At 60.9% G+C, this 15556-nt stretch carries 21 protein-coding genes; all 21 read right to left on the bottom strand.

What is annotated here, in order from left to right; translation table 11 throughout:
* Positions 1-203: 203 nt before the first annotated feature.
* The 21 genes from ACP7EY_RS15505 to ACP7EY_RS15405 all read right to left on the bottom strand — a co-directional run bounded on the left by ACP7EY_RS15505 (position 204) and on the right by ACP7EY_RS15405 (position 15554).
* Complete coding sequence (locus tag ACP7EY_RS15505; RefSeq protein WP_426195099.1) at positions 204-896, bottom strand: SGNH/GDSL hydrolase family protein; 693 nt, start codon at positions 894-896, stop codon at positions 204-206.
* Entirely contained in the window at positions 893-2635 is a 1743-nt protein-coding gene (locus ACP7EY_RS15500) for a hypothetical protein (RefSeq protein WP_426195097.1), read from the bottom strand. Before ACP7EY_RS15500 ends, ACP7EY_RS15505 begins: the two co-directional genes overlap by 4 nt.
* Before the next feature lie 3 nt (positions 2636-2638).
* Positions 2639-3028, bottom strand: coding sequence for a hypothetical protein (locus tag ACP7EY_RS15495; protein WP_426195096.1), 390 nt, complete (start codon positions 3026-3028; stop codon positions 2639-2641).
* Positions 3029-3040: 12 nt separating this feature from the next.
* A complete protein-coding gene (locus ACP7EY_RS15490; RefSeq protein WP_426195094.1) occupies positions 3041-3295 on the bottom strand; it encodes a hypothetical protein in 255 nt (84 codons plus the stop codon).
* A 15-nt stretch (positions 3296-3310) separates the two neighbouring features.
* Positions 3311-3481: a hypothetical protein gene (locus tag ACP7EY_RS15485; protein WP_426195092.1), complete on the bottom strand. Its 171-nt coding sequence runs from the start codon at positions 3479-3481 to the stop codon at positions 3311-3313.
* 11 nt (positions 3482-3492) lie between these two features.
* A complete protein-coding gene (locus ACP7EY_RS15480) occupies positions 3493-4761 on the bottom strand; it encodes a phage major capsid protein (protein ID WP_426195109.1) in 1269 nt (422 codons plus the stop codon).
* An 11-nt stretch (positions 4762-4772) separates the two neighbouring features.
* Positions 4773-5618 carry a head maturation protease, ClpP-related gene (locus ACP7EY_RS15475; RefSeq protein WP_426195090.1) on the bottom strand — a complete coding sequence of 282 codons (846 nt, stop codon included), beginning with the start codon at positions 5616-5618 and terminating at the stop codon, positions 4773-4775.
* On the bottom strand, positions 5596-6852 hold the full coding sequence (locus ACP7EY_RS15470; RefSeq protein ID WP_426195088.1) for a phage portal protein: 1257 nt from the start codon (positions 6850-6852) through the stop codon (positions 5596-5598). Before ACP7EY_RS15470 ends, ACP7EY_RS15475 begins: the two co-directional genes overlap by 23 nt.
* Positions 6853-6859: 7 nt before the next feature.
* Positions 6860-8521: a terminase large subunit gene (locus ACP7EY_RS15465; RefSeq protein ID WP_426195086.1), complete on the bottom strand. Its 1662-nt coding sequence runs from the start codon at positions 8519-8521 to the stop codon at positions 6860-6862.
* The gene (locus ACP7EY_RS15460; RefSeq protein ID WP_426195084.1) at positions 8430-8906 is read right to left on the bottom strand and encodes a TerS protein; all 477 of its coding nucleotides are present in this window, start codon (positions 8904-8906) and stop codon (positions 8430-8432) included. The genes ACP7EY_RS15465 and ACP7EY_RS15460 overlap by 92 nt, the downstream gene beginning before the upstream one ends.
* A gap of 91 nt (positions 8907-8997) precedes the next feature.
* On the bottom strand, positions 8998-9318 hold the full coding sequence (locus ACP7EY_RS15455) for an HNH endonuclease signature motif containing protein (RefSeq protein ID WP_426195082.1): 321 nt from the start codon (positions 9316-9318) through the stop codon (positions 8998-9000).
* A 3-nt stretch (positions 9319-9321) separates the two neighbouring features.
* A complete protein-coding gene (locus ACP7EY_RS15450; protein WP_426195080.1) occupies positions 9322-9549 on the bottom strand; it encodes a DUF2158 domain-containing protein in 228 nt (75 codons plus the stop codon).
* Positions 9546-9716 (bottom strand): hypothetical protein, encoded by a 171-nt coding sequence (locus tag ACP7EY_RS15445; protein WP_426195078.1) that lies wholly within the window; start codon positions 9714-9716, stop codon positions 9546-9548. The genes ACP7EY_RS15450 and ACP7EY_RS15445 overlap by 4 nt, the downstream gene beginning before the upstream one ends.
* A gap of 124 nt (positions 9717-9840) precedes the next feature.
* Positions 9841-10026: a hypothetical protein gene (locus ACP7EY_RS15440; protein WP_426195076.1), complete on the bottom strand. Its 186-nt coding sequence runs from the start codon at positions 10024-10026 to the stop codon at positions 9841-9843.
* A 7-nt stretch (positions 10027-10033) separates the two neighbouring features.
* The gene (locus ACP7EY_RS15435) at positions 10034-10546 is read right to left on the bottom strand and encodes a KilA-N domain-containing protein (RefSeq protein WP_426195074.1); all 513 of its coding nucleotides are present in this window, start codon (positions 10544-10546) and stop codon (positions 10034-10036) included.
* Positions 10547-10931: 385 nt separating this feature from the next.
* Positions 10932-11258: a hypothetical protein gene (locus ACP7EY_RS15430; RefSeq protein WP_426195072.1), complete on the bottom strand. Its 327-nt coding sequence runs from the start codon at positions 11256-11258 to the stop codon at positions 10932-10934.
* Between the two features lie 64 nt (positions 11259-11322).
* Positions 11323-11790 (bottom strand): hypothetical protein, encoded by a 468-nt coding sequence (locus ACP7EY_RS15425; RefSeq protein WP_426195070.1) that lies wholly within the window; start codon positions 11788-11790, stop codon positions 11323-11325.
* A gap of 216 nt (positions 11791-12006) precedes the next feature.
* Complete coding sequence (locus tag ACP7EY_RS15420) at positions 12007-12465, bottom strand: hypothetical protein (protein WP_426195068.1); 459 nt, start codon at positions 12463-12465, stop codon at positions 12007-12009.
* A 70-nt stretch (positions 12466-12535) separates the two neighbouring features.
* Complete coding sequence (locus tag ACP7EY_RS15415; RefSeq protein ID WP_426195067.1) at positions 12536-12736, bottom strand: hypothetical protein; 201 nt, start codon at positions 12734-12736, stop codon at positions 12536-12538.
* Positions 12737-13122: 386 nt separating this feature from the next.
* Positions 13123-14079, bottom strand: coding sequence for a toprim domain-containing protein (locus ACP7EY_RS15410; RefSeq protein WP_426195065.1), 957 nt, complete (start codon positions 14077-14079; stop codon positions 13123-13125).
* Positions 14076-15554: a DEAD/DEAH box helicase gene (locus tag ACP7EY_RS15405; protein ID WP_426195063.1), complete on the bottom strand. Its 1479-nt coding sequence runs from the start codon at positions 15552-15554 to the stop codon at positions 14076-14078. Before ACP7EY_RS15405 ends, ACP7EY_RS15410 begins: the two co-directional genes overlap by 4 nt.
* Between the last annotated feature and the right edge of the window lie 2 nt (positions 15555-15556).

Below are 15556 nucleotides of genomic sequence, written 5' to 3'. Positions count from 1 at the left end.
CCCTGCTCGCGAACACCCCTCGCAATCAGGGCGGCGGCCGCGCGAAGCGGCACTCCTGTCAAGAATTAAATGATGTCGACGGAGAAAAAATGGGCCGTCCGCTTAAGTTCGGTGGATTGCCCCCTCACCGCTACCTCCCCCTCCTACCGCAGAGGAGGATCGAATCTGGTGGGATAAGCAGTGGTGATCGATCTCAGTCGCCGTCACCTCACCCGAATGGCCGACAGCTTCGGTGCCGCGAGGTCGGCCAGCAGCTGCGTGCCCGCCACATTCGGGTGCGTGAAGTCCGCAAGGAAAAGGCTCGTGCAATACGCCTCAAAACTAGCTCGCGTGTAGTCCGGCATAGCGCCCCACGGCGCTCCGGCGCGAACATCGATATAGCCAACAGCGCCAATAGCCCTGTACTGCGCGGCCATCAAAGCATTGAATGCGTCGACGTTGTTGTTCTGCGTGATCGACACCGCATCGGTAGCGCCCTCTATGAACGGGATCGTACTGATCAGAATGATTTTCCAATCATGCTCAGCACGTCGGTTTGCGATGTACGTTGTCAACTGGCTGAAAGTGGTTGCGGGTGAACGGGTGCCGCCCTTCAGTGAGTTGGTGCCCTCGTAGAAGAACATGATGTTCGTCTTGCCCTCTACGAAGCGCGCGGACGTATCGCCAGCACCGTCAAGCGTCGGAATGTCCCAGCCGTCATGGCCGAGATTCGGGATCGCCATTGCTCCGTTGATAGGAGCCTGGAGTGCGAGGCGGGTAGGCCATGTCAATGCCGTGTTGTAGCCAACCCCATCGCCCACCACGATGCTGTTGCCGACAAAGACAATGTTCGTCTTGCTGGTGTCGCCCCATGCAATCTGGCGTCCCGCTGCGCCGCCGAGGATCAGGCCGATCACGCCAGGCCCACCGTGGTGATGGTGTCGATTGCGACGGCGGTATTCAAATTCAGGTTGACATAGAGGGCGGCAGTCGATGCACCCGTCCACGTTTGATAAACGGTCCAGGTTGCGCCGCCGTCCGAGGATTTCGACGCGGTGATCGTGGTGCCGATCCGCTTGATGCGCTGGTAGTCGTTCGTTGCGAACGTTGCCGTTGTCACTGTGCCGTTGGCGGGGCTGCCCGATGTGATTTGGCGGTACGTCCCCGTTCCTGCGCCGGTCCCGGAAACGTAGATGCCGTATGCGACGCCGCTAAACGCAACCGGGGTCGTGCTCGTACTCAGGCCCCAAATCACCTCGTTATTTTTCGCAGAGACGCGCAGAACAATCTCACCGTCAGCGCCAGATGCAAGCGACAGATTCAGCACGCCCTTACCATCGTACGATGCACCCCCAGCGCCGGCGCCCCCGACATACGCGAAATTCGGGGTTGTGCCGGATTCGGTGACGTTGGACAGCTGCGCAAAGCGGGCGACAGGTGCAGCGGCGGCTGCTGGCGTGACGCTGTTCGATGCGGGCGAAGCGCTGGTGGCGGTGCCCATGCCGTTGCGCGCCTTACCCGTCACGGTGACGGCGGTGCCATTTGGCACGGTCATGGTCGTCGGGCTGGTCGTGCCGGTAGCAGTCTGCCCGGTCGAAGCGGTGAAAGTGGCGTCGATGATCGCGCTGCCGTTCGCGGCTGGCGCGGTCCATGCAATGCTAATCGAGCCGTCGCCGGCAGTGATGACAGGCGAGCTCATGGTCGATGGCACAGTCGCAGCGGCAGCGGTCGTGATGCTGGTCGAGTTGGCGACGTTGGAATCGTTGTTGCTCAGGTCGCGGTGGGCGAAGTGCAAGTAATAGAGCGTGCTGGCGGTCAGGCCGGTGATGCTGAAAGTCTTGGTGCCGGTAGCGGTGATCGTCTGCGCGGTGCCGCTGGCGCGGATCGTGGCGGTCGTCTCGGTCGCATTGGCGCTCGCCATGCAATACAGCGTGCCGTTCGCTTCGTTCGTGCTGACGGTGCCGGTTGCCGTGTTCGGGCCGGTCTGCGTGGCGGTCGGGCTGCTCAGCACAGGGGCGACATTATCGACAGCAATAGCGCCTTCGACTTGACTGATGCAGTATTTCGGGTTGCCCGATGCATCATTGAAGAACTGGAATTGGTTCTCAATGCCTGCGCGGCTGTCGAAATCTGCCGATATGTTGAGCTTCTGCGCGCCAACTACGGTCACGGTGCTAGTGCCGTCGCCGATGATGCGCTGGTAGACCTGCGCGCCTGGTGCGGGCGTGGTGGGCATCGTCAAGGTAAGCGCGCCGGTCAGCGTTTTGGCGGCAGGGATCGACAGGCCGGGGGCATCGAGCGGGATCACGGACGAGAACGCGGGCTGCGCGGGCAGCTTGAGCGAGTCAGCCCACAGAGCAGTTGGCACGAGCGACACCGTGCGAACCGTGCCCGCAAGCGTGACATCAGCACCGCCCGCCGAGCTGGCGCCGATAGCCGTACGGGTCAGGACAGTGCTGCTGGTGATCGTGAAAAGGCCAGTCAGCCAGTTGCCAATATCGTCCTGCACGCGGCAAGGGGTACTCTGGCCCACGGTCAGGTGGCCAGCAGCGATAGCGGCTGCGATGCTGCGATTGCCCACAGTGGCGCCGACCAGCGTGACTGTCGCCGTGCTGGTGCCGCTGGTGGTCTCTTGAACGCTGTCTGCGATGTTCATTTGTTAGGCATCCGCAGCGGTGATCGACCAGGCCGTGATCGACACGGCGCCGCCGGTGGTGATCGACAGCGACGACAAATTGATCTGCGCGCCCGAGGTGCCCACAGTCAGGTCCATCACGGTCGTGCTGCCATCAGCCTTCGTCACGCGCGCCCAGCCGGCGGTGCCGGTGGCGACGCCGGTGGTTGCCGCTGGCAGGGTCGGCGACTGCACGCCGCCGGATGCCGCCGGCGCGAACGGGCTGCCCAGCGTGAAAGTGGCCAGCAGCGTGCCTTCGGGGCCGGTGGTGCCGGCCGAGTCGGTGCCGGCGTAGATTTCCAGCTTGCCGGCGTTGCCGATGACGGTGGAATTCGCGTCTAGTTTCGCGTTGCGCAGCTCGGTGCTGTAGGTCATAAAGTCTCTCGGTTATAAATTTCGGGTTTTCATGCGGCCATGCCGCTCGTACATCACGGTGGTGACGCCACGCTCTTTGAGCATCGCCAGCAGCGCGGGGAATTCCTCGCGGCCCAGCGCGCCCACGGCAGAGTGCAGGTAGGCCAGCTTGTCCGTCAGGTGGGTGATCGTGACGATTGCCCGGTATGGGAGGCGCCGGGCGTATCCGTCAGGCTCGTCGTAGGAGCGGACCTGGGAGACGGAGGGCGACAGGTGCAGGTGGACCATGGCGCGCTCCGGCGGTTACTTCTTCTTGCGGGCGGAGGGCTCGGTGGCATCGTCGAACGGCACGGCGACAGCGCCGCATTCGAAAGCAGCCGCCTCGAGTTCAGGCGGGCACTCATCGCCAGGCTGGTACCCAACGGGGTAGATGCCCCCGTCGGGCACCCCACGAAACACTTTTGTGAATTTCATGGGGTCTCCGCTTAGGTTGCCGAAACCTTGAGCGCCTTGATGACGTCAGGGTTCTGCACGCCGCCGCCGACGCGCTTGGTGGTGTAGAACTGCACGTACGGTTTGTTGGTGTACGGGTCACGCAACACACGCACGCCGGTGCGGTCGACGATCAGGTAACCGCGCTTGAAGTCGCCGAACAGCACCGGGGTGGAGTTCGCGGCAACATCCGGCATGCCAGGCATGTCGACGATGCTGTAGTTCGCCAGGGTCGCAGGCTGGCCGGCCTGGAACGACGGTTGCCACAGGTAGTTGCCCTGGCCGTCTTTCAGCTTGCGGAGTGTAGCCTGCGTACTGCGGTTCATCGTGAACTTGGCATCGGCGGTGTACTCGCTCGGCAGCGCGGCGACCAGGTCGATGATGCTGTCCGCGGTAACAGCGGCGGCCGAAAGGGTCGGAACGATGGCGATGGCGCCCCACGGATGGACGGCCGCAGCGGCGCCGCCGGTGATGTAGGTCAGGATGCCGCGCGGCTTGTTGGTGCCGTTGCCGGTCAGGAAGGCGATACCCTCCTGGTACGAGAACTCGGTTTCCACTTCGCCGGCGAGCCAGGCTTCAAGGTTGACTTCCGAATCGTCGAGCATCTGCTGCGTCGCGGCAGGGTTGGCGTAAATCTCACCCGGCGTGAAGGTCAGCGAGCTGAACGCCGGCGTGTTGGTGATCGGGCGCGCATCGGTTTCGCCAACCCAGCCGGAAGTGGTGCCGCGATTGTTGAACAGTTTGCTGAAACCGGCGGTCGAGATGGTCTGCACGGTGGCAATGCTGCGCATCGGCGAGACGCGGATCAGGCGGTCGTTGATGGTGCGGTCCCACTCGGCCGGCGCCAAGTAGCCGCCTTCCGACGCGGCGCCCTTGTTGAGCGCGGCTTGCACTTCGCCCTTTTTCATGTGCGCGGTGAAGGACGCGCTGTATTCCTTGTCTTTCACCGGTTGGCCGCCGGCGCCGCCCATTTCCATGGACGCCATTTTGATGGTCGATGCATCGACGGCCGCCTGCAAATCGGCGATGTGCGCATTGATGTTGTCGACTTTCAGCGCCTGCAGGGCATCGGACTGGCCCTTTTTGACGTCATCGATCTGTTTGCTGTGCTCGGCCTTGAAGGTGGCGAAGGCCTGGTTCAGCTGCTCGACAGTCGCCTTGATGTCGAGATCGGCGCGGACATTGACGATACCGCGGGTAACTCCGGCCTGCGCCGGCACTACGACTGCCGCCATGGCAGTGAAAATCATGGCCGAAGCCATCGAATGCTTGTTCATTGTGAGCCTTTCATGTTGTTCAGGAGGGATTGCAGGGATGCTGCGACGTCTTGACCAGCGCTCGGCGTGGTCGAATTTTCAGCAGCGCCCGGCGTGCCAGAAAATAGGGATTTCAGGGCATCGCGACGGACCGAGCGGGAGTGCCCGGCGCGCGCCATCGAAGCCTCTACCAGGGCAAGGTATTTCTTGCTGCCTTGCGCCTTCGCGTCTTGTGTGATGTTCGAGCGGTCGACCATGCCAGTAGCGAAACCGTCCTTTACGGCCTGGGTCGCACCGATCCACGTTTCCTTGTCCATCATCGCAGCGGCCTCGTCGACCGACATGCCGGAGCGGGCGGCGTAGACTTCGGCCATGGCCTGGTCGAACGGGGCCAACTGGTCGGACGCTGCCAGGAAGTCGTGCCGGTTGCCGACCGCCACAGCCCAGGCGTTGTGGATCATCAGGAACGAGCCATCACCCATCAGAATTTCGTCGCCAGCCATGGCAATGACTGATGCCGCCGAAGCGGCCAGGCCCATCACCTGGACTGTCACCTTGGCCTTGTGCTGCCGCAGCAGGTTGTAGATGGCCACCCCTTCGAAGAAGTCGCCGCCCGGGGAATTCACATTGACGACGACATCACGGGCGCCAATGTTGCGCAGAATCGCGGAAATGCGACTGGCAGTGATGCCGGAACCGTCCCAGGACGCGCCGATCTGCTCGTAAATCGAGATCGAGGCGGCATCTTCGACAGCAGCGCAGACGCCCGGCTCCCAGCGTTCGAGGGCATCAGGGCGCATGTCGAATTGGGCAGAGCCAATACGGGCATCAGCCTTGATTTCAGGCAGTTTTAACAGGGACATTTGTGTTCCTCATCATGGGACTTTGCAGGGAGTCGGCTGCGGGTTCGTCGGACTTCGGCATATCGAGCTTGTCGCGCACCTCGTTGGCATTCATGTACGGCTGACTTCCGCCGGAGCCGAGAGCTTTGGCGAAGAATTCGGACTGGTCTTTCAGCGTTCCGCGCATCAGTGCATGCGGGTTGAACTTGACTTCAAGGGTGTCGCGTTCTTGCTCGCTCAGAAGTGTGTTTTCAATGGCGTCTTCCCAGATCTCGAACCAGTGCTGCAAGCCGTATGCGATAAAGAAGATGCCCAACTGCTCGATGCCGCTACCCCAGGAGGTGTCATCCATCATCAGCAGCGGCCGAGGCACGCCAAAGGCGCGGGCGATTTCTTCCGTCTGGTGATTCCGGGCCTCTTGAAGCTGCGAATCAAGCGCGCTGTTGGCCCACTTTTCGGCAGTGATGCCGTCCTCGAGGACCATCCACTTGTGGGCGTTGTTGCTGCCGGCGTAGCGGGTTTCCAGGCTGTTTCGAATGTTTTCGATCTGGTCGGGGTCGAGCTTCTTCGGGTACGTCAGAGCACCACCGGCCATCACACCGTTCTTGAAAATTCGACTTGCGGCTTTCTCGGCTTGAAAGGCAAGGCTTACCGACTCCCTCGCCTTCTTCACGCGCGACATGCCAATAAGGCCATGCTCGTCGTCGGCAAGGTCGGCGATGTGCAGGATGTCGCGCTGCTTGAGCGTCACCTTGCCGCCACCTGGAATCTGGACCTCATAGCGCACGGTGAAGTCGTCGTTCATCTTCGGCTCGACCTTTTTCGAGTCGAGCGGGATCAAGCGGATAACAGTGTTGCCGCGCCAGATCACCCGGGCGTAAGCGTTGCCATGAGTGAGCGCGCGCAGCTGCATCGTGCTCTTGAACTTGTAGGGACCTTGGAATTCGTTCGGGCGCTGCTTGAGGATGCGATACAGCGGATGCTCTTTCGCATACGCCTTCTGGTCGCCCCGTACCATGAGGTTCAGTGGCAACATGCCGATCGACTCAGAAATCAGGCTGACGCACCTGAGAATCGCCATGTTTTCCAGCGATTTTTCCGGCGTTATCGTCTCGCTCCTGGCGCCCTCGCCGCCAGCGCGCATGAATTCATGCATACCGACATCAGCGGTTGACGCGAAAACCTCGCCAATTTGCGGGCGCGAATGTGCCGCCGGCGCGCTCTTGGTCGGCCAGAATCGGTCAAATAGTCCCATGGGTTCCTTAAAACATTAAGATGCCGCGGCCTGCATAGGCTGATTCGACCGTCTCACTTACCGTGGGCATCACGCCGACGGCATTGGCAAGGGCAGACATGCCATCGATCCGGCCCCGCGCATTTTTTTTGTCGAACTTTCGGCCACCGCTTTCGCCGACGACCTTTGCATTCGCTGCGCACATGTTCAGCACGGGGTGCGAGCCATGCCGCAACTGGGTGTTCAGAAGCTTCACCTCGAGCTCACGCAAGGCCGGTGTCATGCTCAGCGTGCCCTGGCCGAACTCCACGAATTTCGCCAGCTCGACTTCAGTAAAGCCTGCTTTTACCAGCCACGGCACCAGGTACTTCATCAGTGCGCGATCAAAGCCGACCGCCTGAACGTCGTGCCGATCGAAGAATCCGCGCAAGAACTCCGCGACAAACTCGTATTCGACGGCCTTGCCGGGAGTAGTGAACAGGCTCCCCTGCTTCGCCCACAAGTCGTATGGCACCTTGTCTTTTCGCGACTTCTCGACCAGTCCATGCGCTGGCAGCCAGAATGAAGGATGCACGCCGCCGGTATCGTCGACCGCGACAAACGCTGTCAGGTCGTGAACGCTTGCCAGATCGAGCCCAGCCCACACCTTGCGGCCGGTAGAGTCGCCAGGCGCATTGCCGTTCGCCTCCCATACCGATCGCGCGACGAAAGGCGAAACCGCCTCGACGCGCTGGTTTAGGATCAAGTTGCGGAACTCGGGCTCGTTGGCCGGCATGTCCATGGCCTGCTTGCACTGCTTGGCGACATCGGCCTTTGAGCGGAAGATGCCGAGCGCTGGATTCGCTGCAGCCCATGCCGCCGGGTCGTCCAACTGGCAATCGTTCGGCGCCGCGTACACGTGGCACACGACGCGCGGATCTGGCGCATTCTGCTGGGCGTCTATCCAGGTCGAGAACATGTCTGCGTCTGTCGGCGCCTGGGTGCTGATCGCAATGAGCAATGGGTTCGTGTATGCGCCCTGCGCCGAAGTGATCGCCGAGACAAACTTGTCGGTCGGCCCTACGACCTGCCCGACCTCATCAAGGATGGCCAGGATCGGAGACAGCCCGTGTGCCGTCTTACCCTCAGCGGCCAGTGCTCGGTACAACACGTTTCGCGCCAGCCCAATCAGCCGCTTGCCACTCGGCTGGATGCGGACTAGCTTCGATAGGACTGGTGACATTTCAATCATTTTTCGCGCCAGCTCGAACACGACGGCGGCCTGCTCCTTCGACTGCGCGCCGCTGATAATTTGTGAGTTCTGAACCGCCTCCGGGCCGACCAGGTGAGCCAGCAGGATTGCGCCAATCAGCGCAGTCTTGCCGTTCTTCCGCGCAATCGATAAGTAAGCGCTGTGCGTACCGACCGGGTTGTCGTAAATCTCGAGGATGAACTTGCGCTGGAAGTGCTCCAGGTGAATCGGCTTGCCGATGTGATCACCCTCGGGCGCCAGGCAGTAGCGCTCGATGAACGCGCAGACTTTCTCTCCCCGCGTGATGGGCTTTTTCGTGCAGTATGGCTCGGGCGGCTCGACTGCCGACGCCTTCGGTGTAGTGGCTTTACGTGGCGAGGAGGCCGTCGCTCTCTTCTTCGAGCTCACCGCGGAGCTTGCGGGAAGCGCGCTCAATTTTTCGCTTCCCTTCTTCGTCACGGCTATCTCCGGCGATTCTGCCACCCATACGCAACGTGCGCATCAAAGCCATTTCACGGCGGGCGAGCTGTTCGAGCACCGTGGTACGCGGATTCATCACCGGAGTGCCACGGTCGTTTTTGATCACGCGCCCCTCAGTGCGGAGCGCTTCGTCTTCTTCTGCGATGTCGGCCTGGCACTGCGCAAGCTGCGCAGCCACCACCAGATCGACGTCAATCCATTCCTCTCGCGTACGCGCGCGCACAACGCCGATCCAAAACGGCTTGGCCGATTCGGTCAGAGTGACGTAATGGGGAACTTCGATATCGGGTTTGGCGGCGTTGACCATCGCATTGACGGCGCTGGCGGCTGAATCGGCCCGGGTCCGCTTTGGCTTGATGGTCATTTTGGTCGGCGTTTTGTGGGTTAGCGTTAAATCGAAGGATACCAATCGGTTTCCGCCGGTCGACCTCCCAAGGTTTTGCCCCCCCCCTGGGTCAGCCTCGGCCAGCTCGTTTCCATCTGGCGGTGCGGGACTGCTCAGGCGTCGCTTCAACCGGCCATCCATCGGCACCTATCGTCGGCTTCGGCTGGTACCCGAGGTCCGCATTCGTCTTGCTCTCATGGTCCTCATGGCACAGCACCTGCATGTTCTCGTCATCGTTCGTACCGCCGTTGGTGAGAGCTACCTTGTGGTCAAGCTCAAACCCTGACGGGAAGCGACACAGCCGGCGGCACACAGCGCAGCACGGGTCCAGCAGCCATACGCGGTGGCGCTGCACTTGAAGCGCGCGACCACGAAGACGTTCTATCGCCATCCTCTAGCGGGCGCCATAGCAGGTGAGGCACTCAAGATCAAATGCGTTGACGACCAAGCTCTCGCCATCCATCCATTGGCAAAGCGCCTGCCCCTGGTCATTTACGTCGCAAACGGTCATCTCTGGCCCGCCCGAGCGCAGCATGACGCGGTTGCCCGGCATCACAGAGCGCAAGCTTGGGGGCGCGTAACAGACGACCAGGTCGCCCACATTGAAGCGATTAAAGTTCATCCTGCATCCTTCGCATGCAGCATCTGCCGCACCATCACATCCATCGGTTGCTCAGGCCCGCACCCATGCGAGTGCAGCATCTGGCCAGCGCGCTCGCATGCCATCAGGTGGCCGACGAGGCAGGACAGCATGGTGTCGTCCGGGTTGCGTACCGCGGCGATCAGCATGTCGCGCCAGGCGTGCGCCCTCATTGCTTAGCCCGGCCGACGGCGTGCACTTTGTCGAGGCGGACCAGCGATTGCAGGTGCAGCAGCTGGTGGCAGATGTGCGCCCAGCGGGCGGCGGGATTGTTCATGCGCCGCCAATGCCTTCTGAGGTCGATTCGAATTTGAAGGTGATGCCGCGCCGGATCATGGCCTTGACCTTGTCCCAGTCAGGCTCGCGGCCCGTCAGCGCGGACATGGCGGCCACGCCGAAGCAATATGGCTTGAGCCACCAGGCGCGCTTGGCGCTGATCTTCAGGGTCGTGTTGGCCATGGAATTCTCAGTTCAGCAGTGACGGCTGAATAGCCGATTCAAGCATCTCGCGCTCGGTGCGCAGGCCTGGCAGCTCGCGCTTGCGGTCGAGCATCAGGTGCGAGCCGAATGACGCGCGGACCTGCGAGCCCACTTCCTTGGCGATCAGGGATTGCATTTGCTGCCACAGGCCGCGCTGGTCGCTCAGGCCACGGTCGAAAGCCTCGATCACGTCGAGGTGGAAATCCGCATCGATCCACATGGCGTAAGCGATGACCAAGACCTTGGAGACAAACGTGCCCTGCGTGATGCCGGGCGTGTTGCCCTTGATCGTCATCACCGGAGTGATGCACTGTGGAGTGCATCTCTTTTGCATCGCTGCGACCAGTGCGACAGTCTCTGGGCGCTTGAGAAACGTGCCAGGGCGATGCGATTTCGTCGCCTTGCCGCGCACTACTGCGGCGCGGTGCAGGTCGTTCAGGCAGTAGCGGCCTTCGGCGTCCTGGCGAACGTTGGTGCTGGAAATGGTTAAGCTGTGCATTGCATTCCTCCGTCAGTGGTCGTCATTGAAATGGGTGCGCGGTCAACCGATGACGAGTCGGCGTTCGGGAGCTAACCTAGCCCGCGCGTTGAAACGAAAAAGCCCCGGCCGGCGAGGGTCGAGGCTTCAAATAAAAAACCGCCAGAGGTTAGCGGAAGACGTCGCCCTTGTGGGGCGGCGCCGGAGATATATTGTGGCGGCCGGGAACTCCCAACCCTACGCGACGACACGCGCTTGACCACACATGAAAGTCCGATGCCTTACCCTTTCGAGCTCCCGGAGGCACGGGTCTAATACGGACCTTCATGTGTGGTGACTGGTTGAGCCAGTCAAGCATCCGGTTACAGCCTCCGGCATCGGGCCCGCGCTATCGCGTCCGACTGCTTTAATTAACCTTGGCGGCGATTGCGCGCGCCAGATATTCGACCAACTCCTGCCCCAGCCACGTGAACGACAGCAGCGCGATCACGCCCAGCGCGACGACCGTGCCGACGATGGCCGCCAGCTCGTGATGGCTCACATCAGGCGCCGTGCTGCAGCGCGCCTGGTAGTAGACATGCCGGGTGCGCGCGCGGCGTTCGCGGTGCGTGATGCCGTTCAGGGCGTCGATGGCGCGGCCGGCGAGCAGCATGATGAACAGGTAGGCGGCGAGGAGCGCCAGGACGGCGCAGGCCAGGGTAGCGATGATGTGCGCTGGCGTGGATTCGTTCATGGCGGACCTTGAATGCAAAATGCCCGCTGACCTTTCGGTGCGGGCTTTTACTTATAGTGACAATTTATTTCGGCTCAGGCACCTGGATGGTGATCGCTTTTTGCAAACATGCGATTATCTGTGTAACAATTAAATTCCTCGTCAACGAGCGATGGAGCCCCGGCGCTCGACAAGACAATTCGACTCCGCCAACGGAAAATGTTCCGTTTGAATTGATCAAAAACGTCAGAATTGGAGATGGAGTCACGTCCAGTATCTCAATCGCCATGGGTTCAAGAAAGAACTGGTAACGACCACGCACCTCGCCGCTTTCACCAACGAAGACATGGCTATACACGCCTCGTACTTTTCGGTGATGTGCCTTAAGAAGGAGATCGAAATCACCCTCCCTAGTTACTTCGAATTTATCTTCTTCCTCGTGCAACTCCGATGGCGGTGATGCCATCATCTCGCAGAGGTTACCCGCCTGCAGGTCTAGCGATGGGCCATTACGCAAACCCCATATTGCCCTCGACCTTAACTTGTCGTCCATTTTCCCCTCCATAAAATTATAGGAAGGATAACAATACAGGAATTCGCTCAGCTTAAGCAAAAAGCCCGCGACAGGTGGTCGCAGGCTTATTTCGCTCAGACTTATCTCGTAGGTAGCTTTTCGAAGAGTCAATTTTTCAGACTACCGAATAAGTGCTCATTTTAGCGGTAAATGTAAAGGTAGCCCCCATCTATTTTGTAAAGGCAATTCTTTACATTAGTCGACCATCAGAGCCTCACCGAGCGCGCTCAGCGATTCAGCGTGCACTCTCTTCAGGCTTCCGGCAAGCGATAACGCCTTGCGCGCGAAAGACCGGGCCCGGCTGTAGTAAGTCGGCCGGCTGATCCCCATCTTATCGACCTGGACCTTGATCAACTCGTTGACCTCGAGGTACTTCGCCTTGAAGCATGCGTAGCCTTCTGCGTGATCGGCCATGTCCGCCAGCGAGTGCACCGCAGCGTTGAAGAACGCCAAGTCCGGATTATTGCGGATGTTCGGCTCAATACCGCTCTTCGAAGGCTGCATGCGCGCAAGGATGTTCTGCGCGGCCGGGCGAAGATAGAATTTGCGGGTGTCGCACCAGCGCACCCAGTCCAGGCAGTAGGCGTCGATCTGGTTGTCGTTCAAGCGCGGGCCGCTTTCGTCAGCGTGAGGATTTTTGCGTTCTTGGTTCATTGTGTTGGCTTCCTGTTGCGATGTAGCGTGCTGCGCGAAGCGGTGCGCAGCGGCCCGTAATGCAAGCATTTCATTCGGCGGTGGTGCTGGTCCTTCGCTGCGTCATGTCGTAGCAGGCGACCAGGATTTTGTGCCAGTCGTCCCGGGCGTCCCAGTACGAGCGCCGGCACCAGGTCACCTCCCCTTCGTCAAATTCATCAAGCGCCAGCAGTTCGGCGAGGCGGCGTTCTATCTTTTCCGGTAATGGCTGATTCACTTTTCTTTCGCCCATAGTTGTCATTTAGAGGGGTTGGTTGGACCCTCAGCCGTGGAACTCAGTAGCAGGGGCTGTACTTCGGCCCCGAGCAAAATCAGCAAAAACTTTCATCGAAAGTGGCATGTTCACGGCTGGTCAATTCCGCTAAGGCCTGCCCCGGCCTCCCCTCGAATCGGCTTCGACGATGCACTTTCAAAATGCGCCCTCGAAGCAGATCAAATATTCCAACTCTGTACCTCTGTTCGCTTCGGCCTGTGCTCTCAGGCCTCGGCAAGGCCCCCTCTGCGCCTTGTTCTTGCTGTGCCCTGGTGTTCGACGGTGCCGTAGGTGTTTTCGCGGTGTGGGCCCATTCAGGCCGTTGCACATTTTTTGGGGTGTTGTCCGCTCCACCTGGCGACGCCCTACTTGGCGCGCATGAGACGCGCTTCGCGCATCACCTTCAATTTGATATCGGCGAAAACGTCGGCCTGAACTTGCAGGACGGTTTTCTTGCGGCTGAAGCTGAACTCCTGGCCTTCCATGGCCACCTCCATTTGCTCCATCGCGTAATCGTTCCAGTCGGTGCCCTTGCAGTCCGGCGCGGCGACTCCCACGCCCAGCAGCCCGCCGGCGGCGCGCGCGGCGTCCATACCCGGATTGCGGCCGATGCGTGCGGCGGTTTCCCAGTCGTTGTCAGCGCACACGACGCCCATGGCGAATCGATCCATGCGCTCGGCCACCACTGGCAGGTTGCCGGCGTTGAAGGCCACCATGACGCGGCAGTTCGGCACGGCGTTGAACACGGTCAGGCCGGTGGCGAAACCTTCGGCCAGCACCGTCAGCGTGGCGCGCGGGCGCTCGATTGCGTAATAGGCGCATTTGGTGGTGGCGCCGAAGTGGAATTTCTTCGTGCCGTCGGCTGATATGCGCTGCAGGCTCAGCACCTTGCCGTTGTAGAGCATGGGCACCACCAGCGCCCCCTCGTGGTCAACACGAAGGCCCACGCAGCCGGCCACGCCCAGGCCCTTCTCGATCAGGTACGGGTGCGAGTCGCGCAGCGGCGTGCAGCGCTCGTAATACGCGCGCGCGCCCTGTGTGGCTTCGACCAGCGCGGCGCGGCGCTCGGCCTGGCGCCGGGCGATCAGCGCGCGGTCGATTGGCGCGGCCATTGCCTCGGCATCGGTCGAGCGCCACATGATGGGCTCGGCGTGCACCGCGTAATCCTGGCACCAGCCCACCAAGCCATCGTCGGCAAGCTTGATGCTGCCGTTGCGCTTGCGCGGGTGGCTGACGGTCTTGCAGCGGATCCAGCGGCCTGGCACGAACGTGTCTGGGACGATGATCCCGTTCGCCTGGACGAATTGCAGGAAGTCGCTCATAACTTTTTCGCCTTTTTCGACTTTGCCCAGCGAATGTTGCTCGACGTGATCCACTTCAATGTCTCTTCCGTCGGCGGTTCCATCGGCACATCTTTCCGCCCTGGCCACTCGCTGAACCGCTCCTGATACTTGGCCATAATCCAGCCATCGCCCTTGCGCTTCTCATCGGCGTACTGGCGAAGTTGGCCGTAAAACTTCATCTTCTGGACAGGCGAAATCAGTACTTCGGCTTTGCCGGATTTAATTTCCTCGAGCGTCCCGGCCACTCGCAAAATCTCTTTTGACTTGGCGTAGAGGTTGCCGCACGATGGGCATGCGGGCAGCGGGTCGTGAACGTGAAAGCAAGTCGGGCACTTGACTGGATGGGTCTCTTTTCTGTCGGCCGCCGGCTTCGCCTCCTTCGGTTTGCCGTCGTCCAGTTCGTCGATGCCGTTTTCGAAAAAGTCCTGCACCTGAGACCAGAAACGCATGCAATTGCCGGAGTGATCAAGCACGATCGCCTCAGTCTTGCCGGTGGCCGCCGATGTGCGCAGCACTCGCCCAATCATCTGGATGTGCACCGCCAGTGCTTTGCGCAGCGGCCGCGCGAGAATCAGCACCTCGATGTCTGGCACGTCAAAGCCGCGCGTCAGGCTCTCGATGCTGATCAGGCCGCGGATGTAGCTGTCAGGCTTGCGGAACTCGGCGATTGCGTCGTCCTTTTCTTGGTCGGTCTGGCGGTAGGTGCACAGGTTGCAGATCACGCCCTCGGCCATGAACTGCCGCTGCATTTCCTCGGCATGCGCGACCGATGACGCGAAGGCGATGAACTTTTTCCCCTGGCCGTGCTGTTTGTATCCGTCGACCACGTCACCGATGATCGGCATGGCGCGCGACTCGGCTTCCTTCTCGGTCCACTCGCCTGCAACGACCTTGGCGCCGGCCATGTCCGGCTCGGACGCGGCGAACACGCGGAACGGCACCAGCCAGCCTTCGCGGATCAGCTGGTTCGTGGTGGCGGCGTTGATAACGACGTCGAAGTACTTGCCGAGCCCTTTCGTGAACGGCGTGGCGGTAAGGCCGATCGTGTAGCAATCGCGCTTGGCCAGGCGCTCTTTCAGCTTGGTCGACAGCACGTGGCATTCGTCGATGATCTGCAGCTTCACGTCTGGCCATCCTCGCTTGCCGGAGATCGTCTGCAGGCTGCACACTTGGATCGTTTCGAGCGGGTCGAAATCTTCGTGCTGGGCCTGGGTGACGCCATGCGCGAGTCCGTATTTCTTGAAACGGTCGGACGCCTGGTCGACGAGACTGATGCGGTCCATGATGAAGGCGCCGCGATTGCCCTTGGCTTTTGTAATCTTGAGCAGGTACGTCGCGAGCTCGGTCTTCCCGAACCCGCATGGTGCTTGGATGAGAATGTTTTTGTCGCGCCGGAATGCGTCCTGCACGGCTGCCACGACTGGGACCTGCAATGGGCGGAGTTCAAGTTCCATGA

This window comes from Massilia sp. DWR3-1-1 (genome assembly GCF_049898325.1).
Classification (GTDB): Bacteria; Pseudomonadota; Gammaproteobacteria; order Burkholderiales; family Burkholderiaceae_D; genus JAFCUW01.
This window is presented reverse-complemented; position numbering and strand designations above follow the sequence as displayed.

Bases quoted from the DNA above. Each gene is read 5' to 3' on its own strand.
- ACP7EY_RS15500 (WP_426195097.1), bottom strand. From the start codon at position 2,635: ATGAACATCGCAGACAGCGTTCAAGAGACCACCAGCGGCACCAGCACG.
- ACP7EY_RS15495 (WP_426195096.1), bottom strand. From the start codon at position 3,028: ATGACCTACAGCACCGAGCTGCGCAACGCGAAACTAGACGCGAATTCC.
- ACP7EY_RS15490 (WP_426195094.1), bottom strand. From the start codon at position 3,295: ATGGTCCACCTGCACCTGTCGCCCTCCGTCTCCCAGGTCCGCTCCTAC.
- ACP7EY_RS15485 (WP_426195092.1), bottom strand. From the start codon at position 3,481: ATGAAATTCACAAAAGTGTTTCGTGGGGTGCCCGACGGGGGCATCTAC.
- ACP7EY_RS15480 (WP_426195109.1), bottom strand. From the start codon at position 4,761: ATGGCTTCGGCCATGATTTTCACTGCCATGGCGGCAGTCGTAGTGCCG.
- ACP7EY_RS15475 (WP_426195090.1), bottom strand. From the start codon at position 5,618: ATGTCCCTGTTAAAACTGCCTGAAATCAAGGCTGATGCCCGTATTGGC.
- ACP7EY_RS15470 (WP_426195088.1), bottom strand. From the start codon at position 6,852: ATGGGACTATTTGACCGATTCTGGCCGACCAAGAGCGCGCCGGCGGCA.
- ACP7EY_RS15460 (WP_426195084.1), bottom strand. From the start codon at position 8,906: ATGACCATCAAGCCAAAGCGGACCCGGGCCGATTCAGCCGCCAGCGCC.
- ACP7EY_RS15455 (WP_426195082.1), bottom strand. From the start codon at position 9,318: ATGGCGATAGAACGTCTTCGTGGTCGCGCGCTTCAAGTGCAGCGCCAC.
- ACP7EY_RS15450 (WP_426195080.1), bottom strand. From the start codon at position 9,549: ATGAACTTTAATCGCTTCAATGTGGGCGACCTGGTCGTCTGTTACGCG.
- ACP7EY_RS15445 (WP_426195078.1), bottom strand. From the start codon at position 9,716: ATGCTGATCGCCGCGGTACGCAACCCGGACGACACCATGCTGTCCTGC.
- ACP7EY_RS15440 (WP_426195076.1), bottom strand. From the start codon at position 10,026: ATGGCCAACACGACCCTGAAGATCAGCGCCAAGCGCGCCTGGTGGCTC.
- ACP7EY_RS15435 (WP_426195074.1), bottom strand. From the start codon at position 10,546: ATGCACAGCTTAACCATTTCCAGCACCAACGTTCGCCAGGACGCCGAA.
- ACP7EY_RS15430 (WP_426195072.1), bottom strand. From the start codon at position 11,258: ATGAACGAATCCACGCCAGCGCACATCATCGCTACCCTGGCCTGCGCC.
- ACP7EY_RS15425 (WP_426195070.1), bottom strand. From the start codon at position 11,790: ATGGACGACAAGTTAAGGTCGAGGGCAATATGGGGTTTGCGTAATGGC.
- ACP7EY_RS15420 (WP_426195068.1), bottom strand. From the start codon at position 12,465: ATGAACCAAGAACGCAAAAATCCTCACGCTGACGAAAGCGGCCCGCGC.
- ACP7EY_RS15415 (WP_426195067.1), bottom strand. From the start codon at position 12,736: ATGGGCGAAAGAAAAGTGAATCAGCCATTACCGGAAAAGATAGAACGC.
- ACP7EY_RS15410 (WP_426195065.1), bottom strand. From the start codon at position 14,079: ATGAGCGACTTCCTGCAATTCGTCCAGGCGAACGGGATCATCGTCCCA.
- ACP7EY_RS15405 (WP_426195063.1), bottom strand. From the start codon at position 15,554: ATGGAACTTGAACTCCGCCCATTGCAGGTCCCAGTCGTGGCAGCCGTG.